The sequence below is a fragment of the Streptomyces uncialis genome (assembly GCF_036250755.1).
Lineage (GTDB): Bacteria > Actinomycetota > Actinomycetes > Streptomycetales > Streptomycetaceae > Streptomyces > Streptomyces uncialis.
Genome location: NZ_CP109583.1, coordinates 1,803,243 through 1,829,422, shown reverse-complemented (window position 1 = coordinate 1,829,422; position 26,180 = coordinate 1,803,243). Strand labels below are relative to the sequence as shown.

The following is a 26,180-nucleotide window of genomic DNA, read 5'->3' as shown; positions in this document are numbered from 1 at the left end:
CCGCGGGGGCCGGGCTCCTCAGGGAACCCGGCCCCCGCGGCCGCCCGCCCGCTCCGGTCAGCCGCCGAAGGCGAGCGTGCCGTGCGGGGACACGCTCCGGCCGGTGGCGACCCGGCCGCGGGGGAACGGCCGGGGCTCGGGGAGCCGGTCGCACACCGCGTCGGGACCTGGACCCGTACCGCTCGGCACCTGGCCCGTCGCGAGATAGTCGGTCAGATACCGGTCGAGACAGTCGTTCCCGCTCAGCGTCACCCCGTGGTTCCCGCCGCCCCGCTCCACCACCAGCCGGGAGCCGCGCAGCTTGTCCCGGGTGGCCACCGCGCCCTCGTAGGGGGTCGCGGCGTCCTCCGTCGCCTGGAACAGCAGCACCGGCGGCAGCTTGCCGTTCGAGACATTGGGCGGGGTCAGCGGCGCGGTGGGCCAGAACGCGCAGGGGGCGTTGAACCAGGCGTTGTTCCAGGTGGAGAACGGTGCCTTCGCGTGGACGCGCCGGTTGTCGGCTCGCCAGTCGTCCAGATCGCGCGGCCACCAGGAGTCCCGGCACTGCACCGCCGTGTAGACGCTGTAGCCGTTGCCGTCGTCGGAGGCGCCGAACGTCTCGTACGCGCTGACCAGCGCCTGCTCGTCCCGCTCGGTGGCGTACGCGGCGAACGCCTCGGCCAGATGCGGCCAGTAGCCGTCGGCGTAGGCGCCGGGCAGGAATGTGTCCTCCAGCTCCGCCCCGCCGACCGTGCCGCCCGCCGGGTCCCGGGTCACGGCCGCGCGCATCGCGTACCACCGCTCCTCGACCCGGGCGGGGTCGGTGCCGAGGCCGTACGCCTCGTCATGACGTGCGACCCAGGCCAGGAACGCCTGGTGCCGGGAGTGGAAGGCGTGGTCCTGGCGCAGATTGGACTCGTACCAGACGCCGTTCGGGTCGACGACCGAGTCGAGGACCATCCGGCGCACCCGGTGCGGATACAGCTTGCCGTACACCGCGCCGAGGTAGGTGCCGTACGAGTAGCCGAGGAAATTGATCTGCCGGGCGCCGAGCGCGGCGCGGATCGCGTCCATGTCCCGGACCGTGCTCACGGTGTCGATGTACGGGAGCACGTCCGCGTACTTCTCACCGCAGGCCCGTGCGAAGTCGCGCGCCCGCTCGGTGTTGTCCCGCTCGATCGCGTCGGTGGTGGGCACGCTGGGCGGGCGCACCGGGTCGGCGTGGCCCGGCAGACAGTCCAGCGCGGGGGTGCTCCGGCCGACCCCGCGCGGATCGAAGCCGATCACGTCGTACTGCGCGGCCACCTCCTTCGGCAGCGCCCCCGCGACGAACCGGGCGAGCCCGAGACCGCTGCCGCCGGGGCCGCCCGGATTCACCAGGAGCGGTCCCTGGGAGATCCGGGCGGTGTGCGGGACGCGGTTCAGGGCGAGGGTGATCCGTCTGCCGTCGGGGCGGTCGTGGTCCAGCGGCACCTTGAGCGAGGCGCACTGGAGGGTCGGCCGGGCCTCGGTGGCGCACAGCTTCCACACCGGCGCCGCCGCCGGGCGCGCGGTGTCCACGGGTACGGCGTCGGCGGTCGCGGGCCGCGGCACGGCCGTGATCATCCCGGCCACCGCCGCGGCGGCACCGCACAGCGCCGCTGCGCGTTTCTTCATGGGGCCTCCGTCAGGAACGGGTACGGGGCCGTGGGCCCACGACCCCCGCGCGGCATCGTCGCCGAAGGGCCGTCCACGAGGGCCGGTTCGGCACCCGTGTTGACGTATCCGACCCGATCGGGTGGGGCCGTCCACCGGGGACGGAGTCAGGAGGCCGCCGCGCGGCCGGTGCTCAGAGCAGGGTGAGCTGGGTCGGGCCGGGTTCCGGTCGGGCGGCGGGCCCGGGCGGCGGCCCGGCACGGTGACCGGTGCCCGCGCCGCTCGGGCCGATGCCGAACTCCTCGGCCAGTTCATGGACCTGGCGGGTGATCCGCCGCTGGTACCACTTCGGGGCGTACGAGCCCTCCGCGTAGAGCCGTTCGTAGCGTCCCACCAGCCCCGGGTGGTGATGGGCGAGCCAGGCCATGAACCACTCGCGCGCGCCCGGCCGCAGATGCAGTACCAGCGGGGTCACGGAGGTCGCCCCGGCCTCGGCGACTGCCCGGACCGTCTCCCGCAGTTGCTCGGGGCGGTCTCCGAGGAAGGGCACCACCGGGGCCATCAGCACCCCGCAGCCGATGCCGTGCGAGCCGAGGGCGCGGACCACGTCCAGCCGCCGGTGCGGGGCGGGTGTGCCCGGTTCCAGGGTCCGCCACAGGGCGGGGTCGGTGAAGCCGACGGACACCGAGACGCCGACCCGGGTCACCTCGGCGGCCTGGCGCAGCAGATCGAGGTCGCGCAGGATCAGGGTGCCCTTGGTGAGGATCGAGAAGGGGTTCGCGTGGTCGCGCAGCGCCGCGAGGATGCCCGGCATCAACCTGTACCGGCCCTCGGCGCGCTGATAGCAATCCACATTGGTGCCCATCGCCACATGCTCGCCCTGCCAGCGGCGCGAGCCGAGCTGGCGCCGCAGCAGCTCCGGCGCGTTCACCTTCACGACGATCTGGCTGTCGAAGCCGAGACCGGTGTCGAGGTCCAGATAGCTGTGCGACTTGCGGGCGAAACAGTAGACGCAGGCGTGGGTGCACCCGCGGTACGGGTTCACCGTCCACTCGAACGGCAGCCGGGAGGCACCCGGCACCCGGTTCAGGATCGACCGGGCGTGTATCTCGTGGAAGGTGACCCCGCGGAACTCCGGGGAGTCGAACGTCCTGGTGGTGACCGAGTCCGCGTCGAACAGGGCGGGGGCGGGATCCGGTCGGTCACCGGGCCCGGTGGTGAGGTTCTCCCAGCGCATGACGTCTCCTCGGTAGCACTGGGCACAGAATAGAACACATGTTCCCTTGATCGTGCGAACCGGACCCGGCGAGTCCCCGGCGGCCGGGCCGGGCGGACCGGGGGCCGGGTAACGGTGTGACGTGAACCATGACCCCGATTTGGGGGGCCGAGCACCGGGGTGGTTGGCTTTCCGCGGACCGTTGTAAGAACAAGCCTTGGAGGAAGTGCAATGGCGCAGGTCGAGGCCACCACGGAGCGGATCATCGCGGCGAACCCCGACGACGTCTTCGACGCGCTGGCGGATTACTCCGGCACCCGCGCGAAGCTGCTGCCCGAGCACTTCAGCGAGTACGAGGTGCGCGAGGGCGGCGACGGCGAGGGCACGCTCGTCCACTGGCGGCTCCAGGCCACCAGCAAGCGGGTCCGTGACTGTCTGCTGGAGGTCACCGAGCCCAACAGCGGGGAGCTGAGCAACGGCGAACTCGTCGAGAAGGACCGCAACTCCTCCATGGTCACCACCTGGCGGGTCAGGCCCGACGAGGAGGGCAAGGCCAGGGTCACCGTCACCTCCACCTGGCAGGGCGCGACGGGTATCGGCGGCTTCTTCGAGCGGACCTTCGCTCCCAAGGGCCTCGCCCGGATCTACGACCTGGTGCTCGACCGGCTCGCCACGGAGATGGAGAACAAGGCGTAGCAAGGAGGCACCGCCACCGCTCCGACGGCGGTGAGCGCCGCGCTGACCGCTCCGGGTGGCCGCGCCCGTCCGCCCCGCTGCCCGTGACGATCCTCCGGCCGCCGGCCTCGCCCGTTCCGGGCGGGCGGCGGCCGTTCGTCGTGCCCACCCGTGTCCGTCACCCGGAGCGGGAGGGGTGGTCCCGGCGGTCGTCTCAGCGGGGTACGTCCCCGAGGCCGGTCAGCAGCTCCCGCAGCAGATCCGCCAGCCGCCCCTGGTCAGGTCCGGAGAGGCCGGTGAGCAGCCGGGCCTCGTTGGCGACATGCCCTTCCAGGGCGGCCTCGACGGTCCGATGGCCCTCCTCGGTGAGGGTGATCAGCAGACTCCGGCGGTTGTCCGGGTCGGTCTCCCGGGTGACCAGCTCCCTGGCGACCAGCCGGTTGAGACGGTTGGTCATCGCCCCCGACGTGATCATCGACGCCGCGCTGAGCGCACCCGCGGTGAGGCGGTACGGGGACCCCGAGCGCAGCAGGGTCGCCAGGATGTCGAACTCCCACAGTTGCAGCCCGTGCGTGGCGAAGTAGTCGGCCAGCTCGCGTTCGAGCAGCCGGGCCGCGCGTTGGACGCGCCCCACGACGCCCATCGGTGAGGCGTCGAGGCCGGGCTTCTCGGTCCGCCACTGCTCCAGTACCCGGTCCACGTTGTCGCCCATACGCCACCCCTTCCCTTGATTGCTTTACGTTGAACTGTTTGACGTGAAGGTAGCAGGGTCGTAGTCTCCTTTGCGTCGAACAGTTCAACGTGAAGCAATTCCGGGCGGGGAGCCCGGACAGGGGAGGGGAACGCCATGCGCATCACCGTCTTCGGGGCCGCGGGCAACGCGGGGAGCCGGATCGTCAACGAGGCGCTGGGCCGGGGGCACGAGGTCACCGCCGTGGTGCGGGACGCGGCGAGGTTCGCGGGACTGCCCGCCCTGGCCGGTCACCGGGTCGGGGACGCGGCCGACCCGGAGGACGTGCGGCGCCTCGCGGCGGGGCAGGACGTCGTGATCACCGCGACACGTCCGCCCCGGGGACGGGAACATGAACTCGCCTCGGCGGCCCGCGGGTTGCTCGCGGGACTCGCGGGCAGCGGGGTGCGGCTGCTCGTCGTCGGCGGGGCGGGCAGTCTGACCGTGCCGGGCTCCGGCGGCAGGCTGCTGGTGGACGACCCGGCCTATGTCCCCGCCGGGTGGCGTGACATCGCGCTCGGCGGCGTCGGGCAGCTGGACGTCTTCCGGGCGGAGGAGGAGGTCGACTGGGCGTATGTGAGTCCGCCCGCGGTCCTGGAGCCCGGGACACGGACCGGGCGGTACCGGCTCGGCCGGGACGAGTTGCTCGTCGGGGCCGACGGGACGTCGATGATCTCCATGGAGGATCTCGCGGTGGCGCTGGTCGACGAGGCCGAGGCGGGGAGGTACCGGCGGGAGAGGTTCACGGTGGTCACGGGGTGACCGCGCCGGGCTCCGGGCCCGTCCCTGTGCCGGTCCTCGCGCGGGTGTACGGGGTTCCCCGCGCCCCGGGGTCGTCACGCTGCCGCACTCGTCCGTGTTGGGGTGTGCGTGGCTCGGGGCGAACGGGCCGCGGCGCGTGGCCGGGGCCCGTTCACCCCGTTCTCAGTGGGGTGGCCGCTACCGGCCGCTCATCGGACGGCGAGTGCGACGAACCGGGTGACCTCCTCCTGGGAGAAGTTGTCGTCGCTGACCAGGAGCAGGGTGCGTTCGCCGTTCGGCAGGTTCGGACCCCAGGTCATGCCCTCGGTGTTCTCGATGGTGGACACGCCCAGGTCATGGAAGTCCGCGACCAGCTTCTTGCGCATCGGTACGACGGGCCGCCCGGCGAGGGAGTCCACGCTCCGCACATCGGTCGCGCCCCGCGTGGTGGCGTCGAAGACACGGATCTTGTAGCCCGACCCCGCCACCCAGGTGCGTTCGAGGACGAGATAGCGGCCGGGGTCCCCGGGGAACGCGAGGATCGCGGGCACGCCGGTGTCCGGGGCCCACGGGCTCGACGGGTCGGACTCGGCGAAGATCTTCTCCAGCGGATAGGCGAACTGGCCCAGCACCGCGCCCCGTCGGCTCTGCTGGGTGACGCGGATCAGGGCGCCGGTGTCCAGGGTGGGCTCCGGGCCGTCCTGGAGCAGCGGACCCTCGACGGCGCTGGTCAGCACGGTGCTTCCCGCGCCGAACGTGATCGCCTCCACCGCCTTGTTCCGCCGCGGGCCCCGCTCACCCGTGGTGAACGCGTAGTTGGACGGCAGGGCCAACCGGCCGCGGTGGGCACCGGAGCGGTTGGCGAACTGCACCGACGGCTGGACCAGCGGGGCGCCCGCCGCACTCGGCCGGTCGCCCTCCTGTGCCCACCAGTAGCGGCAGGTCAGCGGGTCGACACGCACCTCCTCCGGGTCCACGGCCTTGCCGTCGCCCGCGCTCGGCGCCGGGTAGACCGTCCCGTCCGGCTGACGGAACGGACGGGTGCCTGTGAAGTCGACGGAGCGCACACCGGTGCCGTCCACCTTGATCCGGGCGGTGTAGAAGCGCGCGGGCTGGAGGTTCGAGCGGTCGTCGCTGACCATGACGTACTCGCCCGTGCACGGGTCGCGGTCGATGCCGGACAGTCCGCCGACCGTCGTGTCACGGAAGGCGAGTTTGTGGGGGACGGTCGCCTCGCCCAGCAGCCGGGCCTTGGCGCCGATGGGGGCGCGGGCGGCCGTGTCGCCAGACTGGGCCGCCACCGCGGGGGTCATCGTCGTGGCCAGTGCGAGGGCGGCGGCGCACGCGCGGCGGAATAAGGAAGGATTCATGTGTTCGATCTTGGCGTGGCGGGTGGATGAGGCGCAGTCACTCGTTCGTGTGAAGTGCGCGGGGGTTTCGGGTGGTTCCCTGCCTGGTCAGCATGTGTTGTCGTATTTATTCCTGAGCGGGTCGCCTCCGCTCTCGCGCGCGGGTTGTCATGGGTTGCCGCACTTGTCCCGCAGAGCCATCAGGGCGCGCCCGCCGGGCCCGACCGGCCGCACCCGGCAGTCGGCTCCTGGCCCGCCCGCGCCCCGGCGCGTACCGTGACAGCCAGTGGCGAGCAGGGAGGAGCCGGGCTTGAAGATCCTCATCAGCGCCGACATGGAGGGCGCCACCGGAGTGACCTGGCCCGCCGACGTGCTGCCCGGCACCCCCGAGTGGCAGCGCTGCCGCTCGATGTTCACCTCCGACGTGAACGCCGCCGCGCTCGGCTTCCTCGACGGCGGAGCCGACTCCGTCCTCGTCAACGAGGCCCACTGGACCATGCGCAACCTGCTCCTCGAACAGCTCGACGAACGCGTCGAGATGATCACGGGGCGGCACAAGACCCTGTCGATGGTCGAGGGCGTCCAGCACGGTGACGTCGACGGCATCGCCTTCGTGGGCTACCACACCGGAGCCGGGATGGAAGGCGTCCTCGCGCACACCTATCTCGCCAACTCCCTCACCGGCGTCTGGCTCAACGGCGCCCGCGCCAGCGAGGGACTGCTCAACGCGACGGTCGTCGCCGAGTACGGCGTGCCCGTCGTCCTCGTCACCGGGGACGACCTCACCTGCGAGGACGCCCTCGGCTACGCTCCCGGCGCGGTCAAGGTCGCCGTCAAGGACCATGTCTCGCGGTACGCGGCTACCTGCCGCACCCCCGCCCGCACCGCCTCCGCCATCCGGTCCGCGGCGAAGGAGGCGACGGCCCTCGCGGAGCGCCACGCCCCGGTGTCCGACGGCCCGTTCACGGTCGAGATGGAGTTCGACGCGGAACATCTCGTCCTGGCGTGCACCGTCGTGCCCGGGGTGGCCCGCACCGGTGAACGCCGTGCCGCCTACACCAGCGGCACCATGTACGACGGCATCCGCACCTTCAAGGCGGTCACCACGATCGTCTCGTCCGCGGTGGAGGAACAGTATGGGTGACAGCACACGGACCCGCGACAGCCACGACCCCCGCCCCCGGTACGACGCCGCACCGGGCGACGACCGCACCGGCACCGGGGACCCGTCCGGCACCGGCGACCGGTCCGGTGTCGACGGTCAGGCCCTGGACGAGGTGGTGCGGTTCACGTCCGACCTGATCCGTATCGACACCAGCAACAGGGGCGACGGCGAGTGCCGGGAACGGCCCGCCGCCGAGTACGCCGCCGCGCTCCTCGCCGAAGCCGGACTCGAACCCGCCCTGCTGGAACGCACCCCCGGCCGCACCAACGTCGTCGCCCGCTGCCCCGGCTCCGACCCCGCCGCCCCCGCCCTGCTGCTCCACGGCCATCTCGACGTCGTCCCCGCGCAGCCCGGCGAATGGAGCGTGCACCCCTTCTCCGGGGAGATCCGCGACGGACTGGTGTGGGGCAGGGGCGCGGTCGACATGAAGGACATGGACGCGATGATCCTCGCGACCGTGCGGTACTGGGCGCGCACCGGTCTGCGGCCCCGCCGGGACATCGTCGTCGCGTTCACCGCCGACGAGGAGGCCAGCGCCGCCGACGGTGCCGCGTTCCTCGCCGACCGGCACGCGGCGCTCTTCGAGGGCTGCACCGAGGGCATCGGCGAATGCGGCGGATACACCTTCCACGACGGACGCGGCACCCGGATCTACCCGATCGCCGCCGGGGAGCGCGGCACCGCCTGGATCAGACTCACCGCGCGCGGCCGGGCGGGGCACGGCTCCAAGATCAACCACACCAACGCCGTGACCCGGCTCGCCGCCGCGATCGCCCGGATCGGTGACCACCGCTGGCCGGTCCGGCTCACCCCCACCGTCCAGGCGTCCCTCGCCGCTCTCGGCCGGCTCTACGGTCTCACCGCCGACCCGTACGCCCCCGGGTTCGACGTGGACGCCTACCTGGACGGACTGGGACCCGCCGCCGCCCTCGTCGCGCCGACCGTCCGCAACAGCGCCAACCCCACCGTCCTGAAGGCTGGTTACAAGGTCAACGTCATCCCCGGCGAGGCCACCGCCCTGGTCGACGGGCGCTGTCTGCCCGGCGGCGAGGACGAGTTCCGCGAAACCCTCGACCGGCTCACCGGCCCCGATGTCGACTGGGAGTTCGAGCACCGGGAGATCCCGCTGGAGTCCCCGCTCGCCACCCCGACCTGGGACCGGATGTGCGCCTCCCTCGCGGAGTTCGCCCCCGAGGGCCGGATCGTGCCGTTCTCCATGTCCGGCGGCACCGACGCGAAGCACTTCTCCCGGCTCGGTGTCACCGGCTACGGCTTCACCCCGCTGCGGCTGCCCGAGGGCATCGACTACGGGGAGATGTTCCACGGAGTGGACGAACGGGTCCCCGTGGACGCCCTCCACTTCGGGGTGCGCGTCCTCGACCGCTTCCTGCGTACGGTCTGATCCCGTGCCCGACGCCGCATCCTCACCTGCCCGGGACCGCGCCCTGGTGCCGCTGGCCCGGCCGCCCCGGCTGCGGCCCGGTGCCCGGGTCGCGGTCGTCGCGCCCAGCGGGCCGGTACCCGCCGACCGGCTCCGGGCGGGGCTCGGGGTCCTGCGCGGCTGGGGACTCGAACCGGTCGTCGCGGACCATGTCCTCGCCGGGCACCCCCGGTTCGGCCATCTCGCGGCCACCGACGCCCAGCGGGCCGCCGACCTCCAGGACGCGTGGTGCGACCCGTCCGTCGCCGCGGTGTTCTGCGCCCGGGGCGGATACGGCGCCCAGCGGATGGCCGACCTCGTGGACTGGGACGCGGTACGGGCCGCCGGGCCCAAGGTGTTCGTCGGGTTCAGCGACATCACCGCGCTGCACGAGGCGTTCGCCGTCCGCGCGGGGTTCGCCACCCTGCACGGCCCGATGATCGCGACCGCCGACTTCCTCGGCCCGGACACCCCCGACGGTCCGGAATCCCCCGACGGCCCGGATGCCCCCACCGGTACGGATGCCCCCGACGGCGCGTACGGCCCCGGCCGGGTGGTCCCGGGCGCCGCGACCGACTCCGCCCCCGCCCCCGCCGCCTCCGCGTCCACCGCCGCCGCCCCGGCCGTGGGCGCCGGGCAGCGCACCCGCACCCGCGCCCGGGACCATCTGCGTGCCACGCTCTTCGACCCCGGCAGCGTCCGCACGCTCACCGTCGGACGTCCCCTCTTCCCCGGCCGGGCCGAGGGAATCACCTTCGGCGGCTGTCTCTCCGTCCTCGCCGCCGAGGTCGGCACCCCCGGCGCCCGCCCCGCCGCGCGGGGCGCGCTGCTGTGCCTGGAGGACGTGGGGGAGGAGCCGTACCGGCTCGACCGGTATCTCACCCAGCTGCTGCGCTCCGGCCGGTTCGACGGGGTCACGGGCGTCCTTCTCGGCTCCTGGCGGGACTGCGGGCCCTATCCGCAGGTCCGCGAGGTACTGGCCGAGCGGCTGGCCGGACTGCGGGTCCCGGTCCTCGAAGAGGCGGGCTTCGGGCACAACACCGGCGCGCTCACCGTGCCGCTGGGCGCCCACGCCGTACTGGACGCCGACGCGGGGACCCTGACCCTCACCCGTCCCGCCCTTTCCTGACACCCTCGCCCTTCGCGCGCCCGTGACCCAGGGTGCACCCGCCGGGGCCATGGGTGAGCGGGGCCGGGCTCGCCGTGCGATCGGCCGGGACGGTGCCCATGCTGGTGGGGGGAGGACCGGACCTACCGCGCGGGAAGGGTGACGGCATGAGCCCGAGGACCACCACGAGCAGCAGCGGGAAACGCTCCGTCAGCGACTACACGACCCCCGGCCGGATCGTCGTCATCGTCCTGGCCGTCCTCACCCTGATCTTCATCGTCGAGAACACCCACGACACCAAGATCCGGCTGATCATCCCCGAGGTCGTCATGCCGCTGTGGCTGGCGCTGCTCGCGATGTGGGTGATCGGCGCGGTGTGCGGGGCGTACGTGATGCGCCGCCGCGCCCGCCGCTGATCCCGGCAGCCGCACACCCGCGGCCGACCCCTGGCTCCGGGCCCCTGCCGCGCTCGCCGCTGCCCCCGGCCCCCGGCCTACGGCCCGCCCCCGTACCGCAGTTGTCATCCGGTCCGGCACCGGCGAGGACGATGTGATGCGACGGATCGCGGTCGTCCATGCCTTCACCCCGGGCCCGCGCCCGCCCGCCCCCACCGTCCTGGTCGCCGACGCCTTCCCGTCCCACGGCCGACCGTACCCCCGGTGGTATGAGGCGAAAGTGACACCGGGAACCCCTGGTCAGCGGGGACGTCACACGGTTCGATGGTCATCGTGACGAAGGGCAAGCGAACGGCGACACCAGGGGCCCGCACGGCCCCGGGCGCCACAGGGATGGGGAGGCTGCCTTGACGCCGACGGCCACGACGATCCGCCGGGACACCTTGACACTGCCGGCCGCGGCACCGGGCCCGTACAACCCGCTGCCGCCGCTACGGCCGCGCGACGAGCTCCATGAACTGGACGAACGGTCCCGCGAGGGCCTGCCGCGGGACATGGCCCGCCAGCTCGGCTACGGGCGGCTGCGCGGCATCCTGCCCGCCCGGGTCCGCGACGACTACGGCCGCGACCGCACCGACACCACCGTCGACACCCTCGTCATCGAGAACGCGTCGCTGCGGGTCACCGTGCTGCCCGGCCTCGGGGGCCGGGTCCACTCCCTGCACCACAAGCCCACCGGCCGTGAACTGCTGTACACCAACCCGGTGCTCCAGCCCGCCGACTTCGCCCTCAACGGCGCCTGGTTCTCCGGCGGCATCGAGTGGAACACCGGCGCGACCGGCCACGGTGTGCTGTCCTGCGCGCCCGTCCACGCCGCCGTCGTCCCCGCCCCCGACGGCGGGTCGATGCTGCGGCTGTGGGAATGGGAGCCGCTGCGCGACATCCCGTTCCAGGTCGACCTGTGGCTGCCCGCCGACTCCGAGTTCCTGTACGTGGGCGTGCGGGTGCGCAACCCCCATGAGACGGCGGTCCCCGTCTACTGGTGGTCCAACATCGCCGTCCCCGAGGAACGCCGGGTCCTCGCACCCGCCGACGAGGCCTGGCACTTCGGGTACACCAGCGCCCTGCGCAGGGTCCCCGTCCCCGGCGCCGACGGCACCGACCGGACCTACCCGCTGCGCGGCGAGTACCCCGCCGACTACTTCTACGAGGTCCCCGACGGACAGCGCCGCTGGATAGCCGCGCTCGACGAACAGGGCCACGGCCTCGTCCAGACCTCCACCGACACCCTGCGCGGCCGCAAGCTCTTCCAGTGGGGCTCCGGCACCGGCGGGCGCCGCTGGCAGGAGTGGCTGACCGAACCGGGCACCGGCGGCTACGCCGAGATCCAGGCCGGACTCGCCCGCACCCAGCTCGAACACGTCCGCCTCGACGCCGAGTCGGAGTTCAGCTGGCTGGAGGCGTACGGTCCGCTGCACGCCGACCCCGCCGCCGTGCACGGCGGCGACTGGGCCGCCGCCCGCGCCGCCACCGAGGAACGGCTGGCCGCCGCGCTGCCCCGCGCCGACGTGGACGCCGCGTACGACGCCTGGCTGCCCTACGCCGACGCCGAACCCGGTACGGTCCTCGCCACCGGTTCCGGCTGGGGCGCCCTCGAAGTGCTGCGTGCCCGGTACAAGCTGCCCGGCACCCCCTTCGACGAGTCGCTCATCGGCCCCGAACAGCGGCCCTGGGCCGAACTCCTGCACACCGGGGTGTTCCCGGAGAGCGGCGGACCCGGCGCGCCCGGCCCGACCCTCGTCGCACGGCACTGGCGCGACATGCTGGAGACCGCGCCCGCCGAACCCCTCACCGAGTACCACCTCGGCATCGCCCAATGGCACGCCGACGACCGTGCCCAGGCGGTACGGAGCTGGGAGCGCGCCCTTCCGCACGCCCCGTCCCGCTGGGCGCTGCTGCGGGCCCTCGCGGTCGCGGACCAGGTGGACGGCTTCCGGGAACGGGCCGCCGACGGATACGCCAAGGCGTTCGACGAACTCTGCGCGGAACCCTGGGACGACGGCCCCGACCGGACGGCGGCGATCGCCGCGCTCGGCCGGGAGGCCGTCGCCGCGCTGCTCGCCGTGGACCGCACAGCGCCCGCACGCGCGGTCTGGGACCGGCTCGACCCCGGCACCCGCGCGCGGGGCCGCTTCCGGCTGGTGGAGGCGGGGCTGCTGCTCGCCGAGGGCGACCGCGACGCCGTCCGGGCACTGTTCGCGGACGGGTTCGAGGTGGCCGATCTGCGGGAGGGCGCCGAGACCATCGGGGAGCTGTGGGCCGAGGTCAGCGACGAACCGCTGCCCGCCGCGTACGACTTCCGGATGCGCCCGCCGACTCCGTAGCGACCACCGACCACCGACCACCGACCCCCGACCTTCGACCGGCGCGCGGCCCCGCGCGCCGGTCAGGCCGGGGCGCCCTGGTCCACGTACTCGAACACGGCCCCGTCCGGGTGCATCGCGATGAGGTTGCGTCCGGCCGGGGTCCCCACCGGACCGACGAGGATCTTCGCGCCGGACGCGTCCAGCACCCCGGCCGTCGCGCCGACGTCCTTGACGGCGATGGTCGCCGCGATCCGCCGCAGCACCTCCAGTTCCTCCTCCGGCCCGCTCATCAGCAGGAAACAGCCGACGGCGGCGACGGACACCCCACCCCGTTCGAAACGGAGGGCCTGACTCCCCGTCAGCCGCTCGTAGAACGGCACGGAGGACTCCAGGTCGGTGACACAGACGCGAAGAGTGGTTCCGAGGATCTCCATACCGACGAGCGTAGTCGGGCCGTTCCCCGCAGGTGATCGTTTCACCACGAAGCCCCCGCCGCCTACGACGGGACGCCGGGGGACGTCGGGAGGCGATTCCCCCGGGCACGCGGAACCCGCCTCCCGGAGCACCCCCGTCCCGGCCCCGCACCGACCTGGCGGGCTTTCGCACCGACCCGGCCGGCACCCGCAGGTAGAGCCGCCGCCGACGGGGTAGCCGGGGGAGGCGGCGCCCGGCGGGACCGGTCGGCGGGGCGGAGTAACCCGATCGGCTGGTCCTCGGACCGGGGAACGCGCCGCCGGGCCGGGAAGCACCGGCCCGCACCGAAGTCCGGGGAAGGCTGGGAACCATGACCGATCCGCGCTACGTGTACGCCGTGTGCCGTCCCTGGGACACCCCGCTCCAGGCCGAACTGGGGGGTGTCGCGGGCGCCCCGCCCAAGCGGCTGCGGCACGGCCCCCTCGTCGCGGTCGTCAGCGTCGTCCCCGCCCGGGACTTCGCCCCGGGGCCGCTGCGCGACCGGCTCGCCGACCCGGCGTGGCGGGACGCCCTGACCCGGGCCCATGAGGCGGTGGTGGCCGCCCTCACCACGGTCACCACCCCGCTCCCGCTGCGCCCGGCGACGGTGTTCCCGGACGACAGCGCGGTCCGCGTGATGCTGGAGGAGGGGGGCGAACTGCTCCAGGAGGCGCTCACCGCCCTTGACGGGCATGTGGAATGGGGGGTCACGGTCACCGGCGCGACCCCTTCCGGGAGCGCGGGGGAGAGCGGGGAGGGCCTCGGGCGGCGGCTGCACACGGATCTCTCGGCCATGGCCGCCCGGTCCCGGTCGCTCGCGCCCGGTGACAGCGAGGTGCCGCGCGCCGCCCCGGCCACTCGCGGCGGGGAACCCTCCGGAACCGGGCTGCCTTCCGGTGGCGGGGAACCGTTCGGCGGTGGGGAACCGTCCCGCCGTGGGGAACCGGTGCTGCTGAACGCGGCGTATCTGGTGCATCGTTCGCTGTCCGAGGAGTTCGTGGAACGGGTGGAGCGGTTCAGGGAGCGGTGTCCGGGGGCGGTGGTGTCGCTGAGCGGACCCTGGGCGCCGTACTCGTTCACCCCCGCCCCCTACGGTTCCGGCTGACCGGGCCCGCGCGTCCCGGGGCGCGCACGGCACGGCCCGGGGACCGCGTACGGTCCCCGGGCCGGGGTGCTGCCTTGAATCTTGCCGGGGGCGCTACCAGCGGTACCAGCGCGAACGGGCGCCGCCCGCGCCCGTGCTGCGGAGCAGGAAGCCGAGCAGCCAGATCACCAGGACCGCCACGGCGATGTACCAGAGCACCTTCACCGCGAAGCCGAGTCCGAAGAGCAACAGGGCCAGCAGCAGAACCACCAGGATGGGAACCATCAGTGTGTACCTCCTGAGCTCCGTTTGTCCCCGAACCCCGGACCTACACCCCTTCGGTTCGCGAAGGTGCCGCCCCTCACACCCGGCACAGGATCTCGCCGTGCAGTACGGAGAACCAGCCGTCGGGCGCGGCAGTCCACTCCCGCCACGCCCCGGCCGCCGCGTCCAGGCCCGCGCGGTCGGTGTGGCCGCCCTCGACGGCCAGTCGGGCGTACCCCGAGGCGACCGTGCGGTCCGCCCACAGCCCGCCCCACCAGGCGCGTTCCTCGTCGGTGGCGAAGCACCAGGTGCTGGTCGTCGCGGTGATCCGGGTGAATCCGGCGGCCAGCGCCCAGGACTTGAGCCGCCGTCCCGCGTCCGGTTCGCCGCCGCCCGCGCGCGCCACCCTCTCGTACAGGTCCAGCCAGATGTCCAGCCCCGGGGACGCCGGGTACCAGGTCATGGCCGCGTAGTCGGCGTCCCGGACCGCCACCAGCCCGCCGGGCCGGGTGACGCGCCGCATCTCGCGCAGCGCGCGCACCGGGTCGCCCACATGCTGGAGCACCTGGTGGGCGTGCACGACGTCGAACGAGTCGTCCGGGTAGGCGAGCTCCTGGACGTCACCGACGGCGAAGTCCGTGTTGTCCAGGCCGCGCCCGGCGGCGGTGGCGCGGGCCTGGTCCAGGATCTCCGGGGCCCGGTCGATCCCGGTGACCCGGCCCCCGGGCACCAGGGCGGCCAGATCGGCGGTGATGGTGCCGGGGCCGCAGCCGATGTCCAGGACGGCCGCCCCGGGGGTGAGCGACCCGATCAGATAGGCCGCCGAGTTCGCCGCGGTCCGCCAGGTGTGCGAGCGGAGCACGGACTCGTGATGGCCGTGCGTGTAGACGGCGGTGTCCTTCGGCATGGTGGATCCCCTGTCCCTCGGCTGTCCCACGGCCGCGGCCGGCCGGTACGCGGACCGCTCCGCCCACCCGCGCCGGTGATCCGCGCACCACACGGAAAAGGCCCGCGGCGCGACACTGCGGACCGTTCCGTCACCGTACGCCTCAGGTCAGATGCTGAGACGAACCGTCTTGATATTCGGGACGAGGGGGAGGGGGCGTCTCACAGGCTCAGCGGCCGGTACACCGTCAGCGCCTCGTGCAGCTTGTCGAGTCGCAGCACCGGACCGCACGGACCGATCTCCCCGTCGTACGCCAGCTGGGTCCCCGGCGCGACGCCGTCGACCCGCAGCCGCACGCGCCGCACCGCCGCGTGGAACGGCGACCGGGACAGCGGCCCCGACAGCGCCGCGCCCAGCAGCCGCACCCCGGGCCACCGGCCACCGTGCACCGCCCGTACGTCCAGCACTCCGTCCGCCAGATCGGCCCGCCGGCCCGCGGTCAGCCCCATCCGGCGATAGGTGCAGTTGCCCGCGAACAGCAGCCACAGCGCCCGCTGCTTGCCGTCCACGACCGCGCGCAGCGGCCGTCCGCGACGCCGTACATGGAAGGCGGCGACCACGTCCGCGAGACGGCCGCCGATCCGGCCCGACCAGCGCTCCCGCTCGTGCACCAGCTCCGGGTACACACCGAGACTGAAGGTGTTCAGGAAGATCCCCGAGGTGCCGTCCGCCCCGGAGGACCGGAACCGGCCCACGTCCACGGCGACCGCGTCACCGCGCTCCACCGCCCGCACCAGGTCCCGCGGGTCCTCGACCCCCAGGTCGTACGAGAAGTGGTTCAGGGTGCCACCGGGCAGCACCGCCAGCGGCAGCCCGTGCTTCAGCGCGGTCGTCGCCGCCGCGTTCACCGTGCCGTCGCCGCCGCACACCCCGAGCGCCACCGCGCGCGCCGCAGCCTTCTCCAGCTCCTGCTCCAGGTCGGGACCGGTCGTCTCCACGATCTCCACCAGCGGCAGCGCGTCCCGCAGCACCCGCACCCGGTCCGGGGTCCCGGCCCCGGTGTTCACCACCATCACCAGCCCCCGCCCGCCGGGCAGCGACGGCGCGTCCACCATCGGACGGCCCGGCGACGGCATCTGGTCCCGGGTCGGCACCAGACCCCGCACCGCGAACGCGGCACCCACCCCGAGCGCCGCGCCCGCCAGTACGTCACCGGGGTAGTGCACCCCGGTGTACACCCGCGAGAACGCCACCGAGAACGCGATCGGGGCGACCACCGCGCCCCAGCCCCGGGACTCCAGCGCGACCCCCGTCGCGAAGGCCGCGGCCGACGCCGCGTGCCCCGACGGGAACGACGTGGTGATCGGCTGGCGCTTCAGCTGCCGCACCACCGGGACCGCGTCCAGTATCGGCCGGGCCCGCCGCACCGACCGCTTGCCGAGGGTGTTGATCGTCGCCGACGCCACGGCGAGCGACGCCATGCCCCGCACCGCGCCCCGGCGCGCCCGGGGCGAGCTGGTCAGCGCCAGCCCCGCCGCGACCGCGCCCCACAGCACCCCGTGGTTGGCGCAGCGGCTCAGCACCGGCAGCACCCGGTCGCCGTACGGCCAGTGATGCGTGGCCACCGCCTGGAACAGCTTGGTGTCCACGGCCGACAAACGGCCCGTGCCGCCCGCGTCCGTGACCGGCCCTCCCGAGGCGCCCGACATCCGCGCCGCCAGGCCCCGCAGCCCGCCGGGTACCTCGCGCAGCCCGTCCGGCAGCCCACGCAACCCCTCCGGCAGCCCACGCAGCCCGTCCGGCAGGCCACGCAGCGTGCGCGGCAGCTCCCGCAGCCCCTGGACCACCTCAGGGGCCAGGGGCAGCCCGGCCACCGCCACCGGCACCGCCGCGCGCCCCCCACCGGCCCCGAGCACCCCGGGCCCACCGCGCAGCCGCTCGTACACCGCACGGCCGGCGCGGCGCGCCGGACCCCCGGGGCCCGCTCCGGGACCGCTCAACCTCTGATCAGAACGCATTGCTGTCGCCTACCCACTCCCGCTCCGAAGATCCCGCACCAGGGAAAACCGCTTGGACACGTCCCCCGGGTGCCCGCCAGAATGCGGGACATGGGTCATCTGGAAGCCGCGCATCTCGAATACCACCTCCCCGACGGGAGGACCCTGCTCGGCGATGTCTCGTTCCGGGTGGGCGAGGGCGCCACCGTCGCACTGGTCGGCCCCAACGGCGCGGGCAAGACCACCCTGCTCAAGCTGATCTCCGGCGAGCTGAAACCGCACGGCGGGACCGTGAGCGTCAGCGGCGGCCTCGGGGTGATGCGCCAGTTCGTCGGCTCGGTACGCGACGAGACGACCGTCCGGGACCTCCTGGTCTCCGTCGCCACCCCCCGCATCCGCGCCGCCGCCCAGGCCGTCGACCGCGCCGAGCACGGCATCCTGACCGTGGACGACGAGGCCGCCCAGCTCAAGTACGCGCAGGCCCTGTCCGACTGGGCCGAGGCCCGCGGCTACGAGGCCGAGACCCTGTGGGACATGTGCACCATGGCCGCGCTCGGCGTCCCCTACGAGCGCGCCCAGTGGCGCGAGGTACGGACCCTCAGCGGCGGCGAACAGAAGCGTCTCGTCCTCGAAGCGCTGCTGCGCGGCACCGACGAGGTACTGCTCCTCGACGAGCCGGACAACTACCTCGACGTCCCCGGCAAGCGCTGGCTGGAGGAGCGCCTGCGGGAGACCCGCAAGACGGTCCTGTTCGTCTCCCACGACCGTGAACTGCTCGCCCGCTCCGCCGAGCGCATCGTCAGCGTGGAACCCGGCCCGGCCGGGGCCGACGCCTGGGTCCACGGCGGCGGCTTCGCCACCTTCCACGAGGCCCGCCGCGACCGGTTCGCCCGGTTCGAGGAGCTGCGCCGCCGCTGGGACGAGAAGCACGCCCAGCTCAAGAAGCTCGTCCTCAGCCTCCGGCAGGCCGCCGAGATCAGCCATGAGCTGGCCTCCCGCTACAAGGCCGCCCAGACCCGGCTCCGCAAGTTCGAGGAGGCCGGACCCCCGCCGGAGCCGCCCCGTGAGCAGGACATCCGGATGCGGCTGCGCGGCGGGCGCACCGGGCTGCGCGCGGTCACCGTCGAGGGCCTGGAGCTGACCGGGCTGATGCAGCCCTTCGACCTGGAGGTCTTCTACGGGGAACGGGTCGCCGTCCTCGGCTCCAACGGCTCCGGCAAGTCCCACTTCCTGCGGCTGCTCGCCGGGGGCGACGTCGCCCACACCGGCGACTGGAAGCTCGGTGCCCGGGTGGTGCCCGGCCACTTCGCCCAGACCCACGCCCATCCCGAGCTGGAGGGCCGCCCCCTGCTCGACATCCTGTGGCGCGAGCACGCCAGGGACCGGGGCGCGGCGATGTCGCTGCTGCGGCGCTACGAGCTGACCGCCCAGGCCGAGCAGTCCTTCGACCGGCTGTCCGGCGGCCAGCAGGCCCGCTTCCAGATCCTGCTGCTGGAACTGGCGGGCGCCACCGCGCTGCTCCTCGACGAGCCCACGGACAACCTCGACCTGGAGTCGGCCGAGGCCCTTCAGGAAGGGCTGGAGGCATTCGACGGCACGGTGCTGGCGGTCACGCACGACCGGTGGTTCGCGCGTGCGTTCGACCGGTTCCTGGTGTTCGGCAGCGACGGCCGGGTCCGGGAGAGCCAGGAGCCCGTGTGGGACGAACGCAGGGTGACCCGGGCCCGCTGACCCCGGGCCCGTCCGGGGATCTTCCTGCGGGCTCCCCGGGTGTCTCCCGTGCACACCTGTGCACCCGTGTGCTCCGGGGTGTCTGCTGTGCGCGGCCCGTGCGCGTCCGTGCCTGCCGGGCTCCGACAGGCGGCGGGGCGGTCCAGCGGGGACAGTGGGAGGAGAACGCGACACGACAGGAGTGGGGTGCCGCCATGGCCGGAGTCGATCCCGCGCGTCTGGATGACCAGCAGCTGATGCGGGAGCTGGACACCATTCACCGGACCCGTCATGACACCCTCCTGCACGGTTCCAACGACGCGCTGCGGGCGCACAATCTGCGGATGGCTCAGCTGGAGGGGGAGTATCTGCGCAGGCATCCCCGGCGGCCGGTCGCGCGGGGGCGTACGCGGGAGGGGGCGCGGGAGCGCGACGTGGCTCTGAGCTAGTCGCCTTCGCTCGCGCTTCGCAGGTCCTCCGGTGCCGGTACTTGTTCCTGGTGCCGTACTTGCTCGTCGCGGCCCTGGGTTCGGACCTGCGCCCGTACTTGTTCCCGTGCGGGTCGTTCGTGGGTGCGCGGTTCCCCGCGCCCCTGGACGCTGCCCCGTCCGCTGTTCTTCGGGTGCGGGTCGGCCCTCGTCTTCGCGCAGTTCCCCGCGCCCCTTTGGGGCTCCCGCTTCTCCGGGTGCCCGGCTGCGGGAGGACGCACGCCGCGTCAGGGGTGCCCCGAAAGGGGCGCGGGGAACCGCGCACCCCCGAAAGGCCCGCGCAGGGACAAGTGCGGGCACAGGTCCGGACCCCGGGGTGCGGAGCGGGGGCGGTGTGTACAGGAGGGGTGCGGAATCTACGTCGCAACCCCTACCGGTGTCGACATCGGGTACGTCACCGGGCCCGGGCGGCACGAACAGACCCGTGTCCCCTCCCGCTGGCGGCCCGGCAGCCGGATGGCCAGACTGGGCCCATGGACGCCGGAGCGCAGCCGCCGACCGTCCGCCGGGACGCCCGCGCCCCGGCGGCACCTCCACCGCACCGGGCGGCGACCGGGGCCGGCCGGTGACCGCCGCGGAGCCCACCGCACCGGTGAGCGCCGGGACGCTGCGGCAGCGCTGTGCCGCCGAGATCGACCGGCTCGACCCGCGGGGCGCGTTCCACGAGCGGGCCTGGCTGCGCCGGGTGTTCCTCGCCGTGCCCCGTGAGCACTTCGTCCCGGAGCGGGTCTGGTGGCCCTATCCGCGTCCGGAGGACGGACGGTGCCCGGCGCTGGACCGGGCCAAGGCCCCCGGGGTGTGGCTGAACGCCGTGTACACCGCCGCCGCGGGGCTGGTGACCCGGGTCGCCCCGGGCACCGACCGGCCCGGCGACGGGGTGCGCGAGGAGGACTTCGACTCCGGGATGTCCGCGCCGCTCACCGTCGCCGGGATGATCCACCACCTCGACCCGCAGGTCGACGACCGGGTCCTGGAGATCGGCACCGGCTCCGGCTACGACGCCGCGCTCCTCGCCGGACGGGTCGGCGCCGACCGGCTCGTCACCATGGAGATCGACGCGCAGCTCGCCGTCCGCGCGGGCGGCCGTCTCCATGAACTGGGCATCCGCCCCAAGGTCGTCACCGGTGACGGCGCCCACGGGTACGCGCCCCGCGCCCCGTACGACCGCATCCTCTCGACCGTGGCCGTCGGACGGGTGCCGCAGAGCTGGGTCGACCAGCTGGCACCGGGCGGGGTGATCGTCGCCCCGCTCGTCACCCCGTTCGGCCGGTCCGCCTGTCTGCGGCTCGTCGGCGACGGACACGGCCACGCGGAGGGCGGACCCGTCCCCGGTATCGCCTGCCGTCCCGAACCCTGCGGCCCCGCCACGGGGTTCGGCAGCTACCGGATCACCGTCGGCGACGGCGGGCAGCACATCCGGTTCACCCCCGCCGCCCCGGACTGACCCTCGCCGTCAGCCCCGCTCGGCCGCTCAGCGGAGCGCCGCGCCCCGGGGATCGGCGTACGACTGCTTCCCGGTGCCCCGGGCGGGGGGCCGCTGTCCGCAGAACTCCGCCTCCACGACCTCGGCCATGCCCTCGCCCGTCCAGTCGCCGTTGAGGTTGTACGACAGCGCGTGCCCGCCGTCCTCCGTGGTCACCGCCAGTGACAGCGAGCCGAGCCAGCCGCCGCTGTGGCCCCACAGCTCCACCCCGCAGGTCGTGTTGAACTTCGCGAGCCCGAGACCGTACCCCGTGGACGGGTCGTCCGGATCGGGGACCAGCGTCTTCATCGCCTTGAGCTGCTTCGCGGGCAGCACCTCGCCGCCCAGCAGCGCCTTGAGGAAGCGATTCAGATCCGCCGCGCTGGAGATCATGTCCCCGTCGGCCCAGGACTGCGAGCCGTTCTGGAGGGTGACGTCGTAGACCTTGGTCGCGGTCGGCTCCGGTGACAGCTTCGAGTACGAGCGGCTGCTCGGGTCCGGCAGACGGGAGGTGGTGCCCGGCATGACCGTCCCGCGCAGCCCCAGCGGCTTGATGATCCGCGTCCGCACCTCCCGCTCGTAGGAACGGCCGCCCGCCTTCTCCATCACCAGCGCGGCCAGCACGTAGTTGGTGTTGGAGTAGCTGTAGCCGGTGCCCGGCCGGAACGTCGGCGCGTGCTTCATCGCGACCGCCACGGCCGCCCGCGGGGTCCGGTCCTTCAGCCGGTTCTTCATGTAGTTCGGCGCGAACATGTAGTCCCGCTGGTAGTCCGGGTCGCCCAGGTAGTCGAACACCCCGCTCGTGTGGTTCAGCAGCTGGCGCACGGTGATGTCCCGCCCGTCGTGGCCGTTGCCCCGCACCAGACCCGGCAGCCACCGCTCCACCTTGTCGTCGAGTCGCAGCAGGCCCTCGTTCTCCTGCTGGAGCAGCACGGTGGCGACGAACGTCTTGGTGATGCTCGCGATCCGGAACCGGTCGTCCTTGCCACGCGGCGCGCCCGTCCGCAGGTTCCCGACGCCCGACGCGCCCTTCCACACCCCGTGCTTGTCGCTGACCTGACCGGTCACCCCGGGGATGCCCGCACGCACGATCCCGTCCAGGGCCCGCTGGGTCCCCTCGTGCCCCCGGCCGTCGCCGTGCGCCGCCGCCGGGGCGGTGAACGCGCTCGCCGCGACCGCCGCCGCGGCGATCCCCACCGCGCCCGTACGCGCCCAACTCCTCGTTGCCATAAGCCCGCTCCTCGCTTCGACCGGCCTGGTCGAGCCGGTGTCGCAGGAAATGACCGCGCACGGCGCCCACGGGTTGACTCCCGTTCCCGCCGGACGGCGCCGCCCGTTCGGCGGGCCGCACGCGCCACGGCGACTCGTGGGTGCGGCCCGCCGGGTGGGGGGCGCCGGCGCGGCGGGGTGAGTACGTCCGGTCCGCGTCGGCGGCCGGCCTCCGCCGGCACACAGGAGTACGTCCGCCGGAGCCGTCACGTTCACCGTCCCCCGTCCTTCCGCCACCCTGTCCCGGTCACCCTGTTCCGGTCGTCCCGTCCCGGTCACCCTGTTCCGGTCGTCCCGCCACGTTCACCGCCCTCGTTCGGCCGCTTGCGCACCGGCCGTGCCCCCGTTCGCCGGACCCGGCGCGTTCGCCGGTGATCCGGGTCGGCCGCCCTCCCGGGTCACCCGCCCGGACGCGCCGCCCCCTGGACCGCTCCGCCCCCGTACCCGGGCGCCCCGACCCGGGGCCGGGGCGCCCGGGGCCAGGGCCGTCCCCGGCCCCGTGCCCGATCCGCCGCTCCCGCCGGGTAGCGCGTGCCGGGCCCCGGCGGAACCCTGGGAGCACGGCGGACGCACCGACCGGTGCACGGGCCACGGAGGCAGGGATGCGGCGCACGCACGAGGAGGACGGTGACCCCGCCCGCGCGCCCTCCGGCACTCCGGCGCCGGACCCGGGACATGCCGCCTCGGGCTCTCCTGCGGCGGACCCCGCCCCTGCGCCCGCCTCCGGCACCCCCGCCGGGGACCCTGTTCGTGCGCCCTCCGGGACCCCCGCCGCAGCCCCGGCTCCCGGGACCCCCGCCCCCGTTCCCGGGACCCCCGCCGCGGACCCCTGGACGCAGCGGCTCGGGCACGGCCCCCTGCGGTACGGTCCCGCGCTGCCCGGCAGCGGACTGTCCGTGCCGCCCGGGATCGTCCGGGCGGCCCTCGCCGCCGCCGGGACCGAGGAGGCGGCGCCCGTCGGGGGCGGCCCGGACCTCCTCCGCGCCGCCGCCGGGTACTGGGAGCGGCGGGGAGCGCGTGCCCGGCCGGACCGGATCGCCGCCGCGCCCGGCGGCGCGCCCCTGCTGCTCGCCGTGGCCGCCGCGCTGGGCGGGGACGTGCTCACGCCCCGCCCGTGTCCCGCCTGGTGGCTGCCGCAGGCCCGGCTGCTGGGCCGCACCACGTACACCGTGCCCACCCCCGCCGAGTGCGGCGGCGTCCCCGACCCGTACGCGCTGCTGGAGACGGTCCGCCGGGTCCGTGCCGAAGGCGGCGACCCGCGGCTGCTGGTGATCGCCGTCGCCGACGACCCCACCGGGACCGTCGCCCCGCCGGAGCTCGTCCACGAGGCCGTCGAGGCGGCGGCGGGGGCCGGGCTGCACATCGTGAGCGACGAGACCTGGCGGGACACCACGCACCCGGCGTCCCACGGCCGGGAACCGGAGCCCGCCCGGCCCGCCGGGATGGCGCCCGACCGGGTGACCGTCCTCGTCGACCTCGCGGGGGCGCTGCTGCCCGGGGACTGGCCGGCCGCCGTGGCCCGGTTCCCCGCGACCGCCGGGGGCGGCGCGCTCCACGACGCCGTCCTGGACGTCCTCGCGGGCACCGGTGCCCGGATCGCCGCGCCGGTCGCCGCGGCTGCCCGGCATGTCCTCACCGAACCTGCCGAGGCAACCGCCCGGACGACCGCCTCGGCCCGGGTCCATGGCCGGATCGCCGCAGCCGTCCACGACACGCTCCGGCGGGCGGGCGTCCTCGCGCTGCCGCCCACCGCCGGACGGCACCTGTACGCGGACCTGGGACCGCTGCGCGCCGCGCTCGCCGCCCGTGGCGTCACCGACGCCCAGGAACTGGAGGACCACCTCGGCACGCTGCTCGGGATGCCCGCACCGGGCGGCCACCGCTTCGGCGACGCGCTGACCTCGCTGCGGGTACGGCTGGACACCGCCGCGTTCCTCGGGACCGACCCACGGCTGCGGGCGCAGGCCCTCACCGTCCCGGACCCGCTCGAAATGCCACAGGTGAAACGCGCCTTGACGAGGTGCGCAACGGCACTCGACGGTCTGCGTGCCGACGCCCGGCGAAGGGAGCCCACGTCATGAGGACCCAGCCGGGCCGGTCGCACCCCGCACCGCCCCCGGGCCACGACCCCCGTACGCCCCCGGCCCCGCCGACCGCCCCCGAGGCACCGGCCCCCGCTCCGGTCCCCGACGCCCCGGCCCCGCCGACCGTCCCCGTCCCCGACGCCGTGACCCTGCCGACCGTCCCCGACACCGTGGCCCCGCCGACCGTCCCGGGCGACCCGCCCACGGCTCCCGCCGCCCGGTTCACGGCCACGGCTCCCGACAGCCCGCTGTCCCGCACCCCGGTCACCGCCATCGCTGCGCCCATCGCCCCGGCCACGGCTCCCGGCCCCGATGACGCGGCCACGGCTCCCGGCCCCGATGACGCGGCCACGGCTCCCGGCCCCGGTGACCCGGCTCCGTCGACCGTCCCCGGTGACCCGCCCACAGCTCCCGCCCGGTTCAAGGTCGCGGCTCCCGACGGCCCGCCGTCCCGCACCCCTGCCTCCGCCACCGCTGCGCCCATCGCCCCGGCCACGCCCACCACGCCCACCACGCCCGTCAACCCGTTCGTCGCCCTCACCGTGCCCACCGCCCTGGCCACGCCCACCGCGTCCGGAGCCCCGGCCTTCGCCGACGCACCCACGGCCCCGCCCGCACCCACGGCCCCGCCTCTGCCCGTAGCCACGCCCGTACCCGTAGCGCCGCCCCTGCCCACCGACACGCCGCCGGCCCCGGCCCCCGCCCCGCCGCTGCCCAGCGGGCCCGGCACTCCCACCGGGCCCGCCCCGCGTCGGATCTGGCCCCGGTCCTTCGCCGACCGGCTCACCGCCCCGCTCCCCGGGCTGCGGGGACTGGCCCGGTTCGCCCGGGAGGGGGCGGTGCGGCCCCGGCCCGAAGGGCTGCGGGACATCCCGCTGCTGCCGTTCGCCCCCGGACCGCTGCCCCGCGCCGACGCCGGGACCGTCGCCGTCACCTGGGCGGGGCACGCGAGCTGGGTCGTGCGGATCGGCGGCCTCACCGTCCTCACCGACCCGGTGTGGTCCCGGCGCATCCTCGGCACGCCCGCGCGGGTGACCCCCGTCGGGGTGGCGTGGGACGCGCTGCCGCCCGTCGACGCCGTCGTCATCAGCCACAACCACTACGACCACCTGGACGCCGCCACCCTGCGCAGACTGCCCCGGCACACCCCCGTCCTCGTACCGGCCGGACTCGGACGCTGGTTCCGGGCCCGGCGCTTCACCCGGGTCAGCGAACTCGACTGGTGGGAGGCCACCGCGATCGGCGGTGTCCGCTTCGACTTCGTCCCCGCCCACCACTGGTCCAAGCGGACGCTGTTCGACACCTGCCGCAGTCTCTGGGGCGGCTGGGTGCTCACCGACGCCGACGGCCGACGGCTGTACTTCGCCGGGGACACCGGGTACGGCCACTGGTTCTCGCGGATCGGCCGCCGCTACCCCGGGATCGATCTGGCGCTGCTGCCGATCGGGGCCTACGACCCGCGCTGGTGGCTGCGGGACGTCCACTGCGATCCGGAGGAGGCGGTCCGGGCCGCCCAGGACCTCGGGGCCCGCCGGATGGCACCCATGCACTGGGCCACCTTCGTGCTCTCGGCGGAACCCGTACTCGAACCCCTCACCCGGGTCCGGGCCGCCTGGCGCCGGGCGGGACTGCCCCGCGAGAACCTCTGGGACCTGCCCATCGGCGCGTCCCGTGTGCTCGCCGGATAGCCGCCCCCGCCTGCGG

22 protein-coding genes are annotated in these 26,180 nt (G+C 74.5%); 13 read left to right on the top strand and 9 right to left on the bottom strand.

Annotated features, from left to right (window positions below; all coding sequences use genetic code 11):
* Nucleotides 1–57: 57 nt before the first annotated feature.
* Together OG711_RS07245 and OG711_RS07240 are read right to left on the bottom strand one after the other, a co-directional pair.
* A complete protein-coding gene (locus OG711_RS07245) occupies nucleotides 58–1,635 on the bottom strand; it encodes an alpha/beta hydrolase (protein ID WP_329558790.1) in 1,578 nt (525 codons plus the stop codon).
* Between the two features lie 172 nt (nucleotides 1,636–1,807).
* A complete protein-coding gene (locus tag OG711_RS07240) occupies nucleotides 1,808–2,851 on the bottom strand; it encodes an Rv2578c family radical SAM protein (protein ID WP_073790257.1) in 1,044 nt (347 codons plus the stop codon).
* Nucleotides 2,852–3,061: 210 nt separating this feature from the next.
* Here OG711_RS07240 and OG711_RS07235 point away from each other — a divergent pair, with 210 nt between their 5' ends.
* Nucleotides 3,062–3,526 (top strand): SRPBCC family protein, encoded by a 465-nt coding sequence (locus OG711_RS07235; RefSeq protein ID WP_073790260.1) that lies wholly within the window; start codon nucleotides 3,062–3,064, stop codon nucleotides 3,524–3,526.
* A gap of 193 nt (nucleotides 3,527–3,719) precedes the next feature.
* On the opposite strand, the gene OG711_RS07230 is transcribed toward OG711_RS07235, so the two are convergent.
* Nucleotides 3,720–4,217, bottom strand: coding sequence for a MarR family winged helix-turn-helix transcriptional regulator (locus OG711_RS07230; RefSeq protein WP_073790262.1), 498 nt, complete (start codon nucleotides 4,215–4,217; stop codon nucleotides 3,720–3,722).
* Nucleotides 4,218–4,352: 135 nt separating this feature from the next.
* On the opposite strand from OG711_RS07230, the gene OG711_RS07225 reads away from it, so the two are divergent.
* Nucleotides 4,353–4,997 (top strand): NAD(P)-dependent oxidoreductase, encoded by a 645-nt coding sequence (locus OG711_RS07225; protein ID WP_329558789.1) that lies wholly within the window; start codon nucleotides 4,353–4,355, stop codon nucleotides 4,995–4,997.
* 188 nt (nucleotides 4,998–5,185) lie between these two features.
* Here OG711_RS07225 and OG711_RS07220 read toward each other — a convergent pair whose 3' ends face one another.
* Nucleotides 5,186–6,346: an esterase-like activity of phytase family protein gene (locus OG711_RS07220; protein WP_329558788.1), complete on the bottom strand. Its 1,161-nt coding sequence runs from the start codon at nucleotides 6,344–6,346 to the stop codon at nucleotides 5,186–5,188.
* A gap of 289 nt (nucleotides 6,347–6,635) precedes the next feature.
* On the opposite strand from OG711_RS07220, the gene OG711_RS07215 reads away from it, so the two are divergent.
* The 5 genes from OG711_RS07215 (at nucleotide 6,636) to OG711_RS07195 (ending at nucleotide 12,797) form a co-directional block, all read left to right on the top strand.
* Complete coding sequence (locus OG711_RS07215) at nucleotides 6,636–7,469, top strand: M55 family metallopeptidase (RefSeq protein ID WP_329558787.1); 834 nt, start codon at nucleotides 6,636–6,638, stop codon at nucleotides 7,467–7,469.
* Nucleotides 7,462–8,892 (top strand): M20/M25/M40 family metallo-hydrolase, encoded by a 1,431-nt coding sequence (locus OG711_RS07210; protein WP_329558786.1) that lies wholly within the window; start codon nucleotides 7,462–7,464, stop codon nucleotides 8,890–8,892. The genes OG711_RS07215 and OG711_RS07210 overlap by 8 nt, the downstream gene beginning before the upstream one ends.
* A gap of 4 nt (nucleotides 8,893–8,896) precedes the next feature.
* A complete protein-coding gene (locus OG711_RS07205; protein ID WP_329558785.1) occupies nucleotides 8,897–10,039 on the top strand; it encodes a S66 peptidase family protein in 1,143 nt (380 codons plus the stop codon).
* A gap of 146 nt (nucleotides 10,040–10,185) precedes the next feature.
* Nucleotides 10,186–10,434: a LapA family protein gene (locus tag OG711_RS07200; RefSeq protein ID WP_073790271.1), complete on the top strand. Its 249-nt coding sequence runs from the start codon at nucleotides 10,186–10,188 to the stop codon at nucleotides 10,432–10,434.
* Nucleotides 10,435–10,820: 386 nt separating this feature from the next.
* The gene (locus tag OG711_RS07195) at nucleotides 10,821–12,797 is read left to right on the top strand and encodes a DUF5107 domain-containing protein (RefSeq protein ID WP_329558784.1); all 1,977 of its coding nucleotides are present in this window, start codon (nucleotides 10,821–10,823) and stop codon (nucleotides 12,795–12,797) included.
* 62 nt (nucleotides 12,798–12,859) lie between these two features.
* On the opposite strand, the gene OG711_RS07190 is transcribed toward OG711_RS07195, so the two are convergent.
* Nucleotides 12,860–13,213 (bottom strand): VOC family protein, encoded by a 354-nt coding sequence (locus tag OG711_RS07190; protein WP_073790276.1) that lies wholly within the window; start codon nucleotides 13,211–13,213, stop codon nucleotides 12,860–12,862.
* A 350-nt stretch (nucleotides 13,214–13,563) separates the two neighbouring features.
* On the opposite strand from OG711_RS07190, the gene OG711_RS07185 reads away from it, so the two are divergent.
* Complete coding sequence (locus tag OG711_RS07185; RefSeq protein WP_329558783.1) at nucleotides 13,564–14,337, top strand: GvpL/GvpF family gas vesicle protein; 774 nt, start codon at nucleotides 13,564–13,566, stop codon at nucleotides 14,335–14,337.
* Nucleotides 14,338–14,430: 93 nt separating this feature from the next.
* On the opposite strand, the gene OG711_RS07180 is transcribed toward OG711_RS07185, so the two are convergent.
* From OG711_RS07180 to OG711_RS07170, 3 genes are all read right to left on the bottom strand, one after another.
* Nucleotides 14,431–14,601 carry a hydrophobic protein gene (locus tag OG711_RS07180; protein ID WP_073790282.1) on the bottom strand — a complete coding sequence of 57 codons (171 nt, stop codon included), beginning with the start codon at nucleotides 14,599–14,601 and terminating at the stop codon, nucleotides 14,431–14,433.
* Between the two features lie 76 nt (nucleotides 14,602–14,677).
* Nucleotides 14,678–15,487: a methyltransferase domain-containing protein gene (locus OG711_RS07175; RefSeq protein ID WP_329558782.1), complete on the bottom strand. Its 810-nt coding sequence runs from the start codon at nucleotides 15,485–15,487 to the stop codon at nucleotides 14,678–14,680.
* A 200-nt stretch (nucleotides 15,488–15,687) separates the two neighbouring features.
* Nucleotides 15,688–17,175, bottom strand: a complete 1,488-nt coding sequence (locus OG711_RS07170; protein ID WP_329563669.1) for a bifunctional phosphatase PAP2/diacylglycerol kinase family protein — start codon at nucleotides 17,173–17,175, stop codon at nucleotides 15,688–15,690.
* Nucleotides 17,176–17,574: 399 nt separating this feature from the next.
* Between OG711_RS07170 and OG711_RS07165 the strand changes: the two genes are divergently transcribed.
* From OG711_RS07165 to OG711_RS07155, 3 genes are all read left to right on the top strand, one after another.
* A complete protein-coding gene (locus OG711_RS07165) occupies nucleotides 17,575–19,194 on the top strand; it encodes an ABC-F family ATP-binding cassette domain-containing protein (protein WP_073790546.1) in 1,620 nt (539 codons plus the stop codon).
* 194 nt (nucleotides 19,195–19,388) lie between these two features.
* Nucleotides 19,389–19,622 carry a DUF6158 family protein gene (locus tag OG711_RS07160; RefSeq protein ID WP_073790286.1) on the top strand — a complete coding sequence of 78 codons (234 nt, stop codon included), beginning with the start codon at nucleotides 19,389–19,391 and terminating at the stop codon, nucleotides 19,620–19,622.
* Between the two features lie 604 nt (nucleotides 19,623–20,226).
* Nucleotides 20,227–21,105 (top strand): protein-L-isoaspartate O-methyltransferase family protein, encoded by an 879-nt coding sequence (locus tag OG711_RS07155; RefSeq protein WP_329558781.1) that lies wholly within the window; start codon nucleotides 20,227–20,229, stop codon nucleotides 21,103–21,105.
* Nucleotides 21,106–21,132: 27 nt separating this feature from the next.
* On the opposite strand, the gene OG711_RS07150 is transcribed toward OG711_RS07155, so the two are convergent.
* Nucleotides 21,133–22,353, bottom strand: a complete 1,221-nt coding sequence (locus OG711_RS07150; RefSeq protein WP_329558780.1) for a serine hydrolase domain-containing protein — start codon at nucleotides 22,351–22,353, stop codon at nucleotides 21,133–21,135.
* A 641-nt stretch (nucleotides 22,354–22,994) separates the two neighbouring features.
* Between OG711_RS07150 and OG711_RS07145 the strand changes: the two genes are divergently transcribed.
* Nucleotides 22,995–24,473 (top strand): aminotransferase class I/II-fold pyridoxal phosphate-dependent enzyme, encoded by a 1,479-nt coding sequence (locus tag OG711_RS07145; protein WP_329558779.1) that lies wholly within the window; start codon nucleotides 22,995–22,997, stop codon nucleotides 24,471–24,473.
* Nucleotides 24,474–25,108: 635 nt separating this feature from the next.
* Complete coding sequence (locus OG711_RS07140; RefSeq protein WP_329563667.1) at nucleotides 25,109–26,164, top strand: MBL fold metallo-hydrolase; 1,056 nt, start codon at nucleotides 25,109–25,111, stop codon at nucleotides 26,162–26,164.
* The last annotated feature ends 16 nt before the right edge of the window (nucleotides 26,165–26,180 follow it).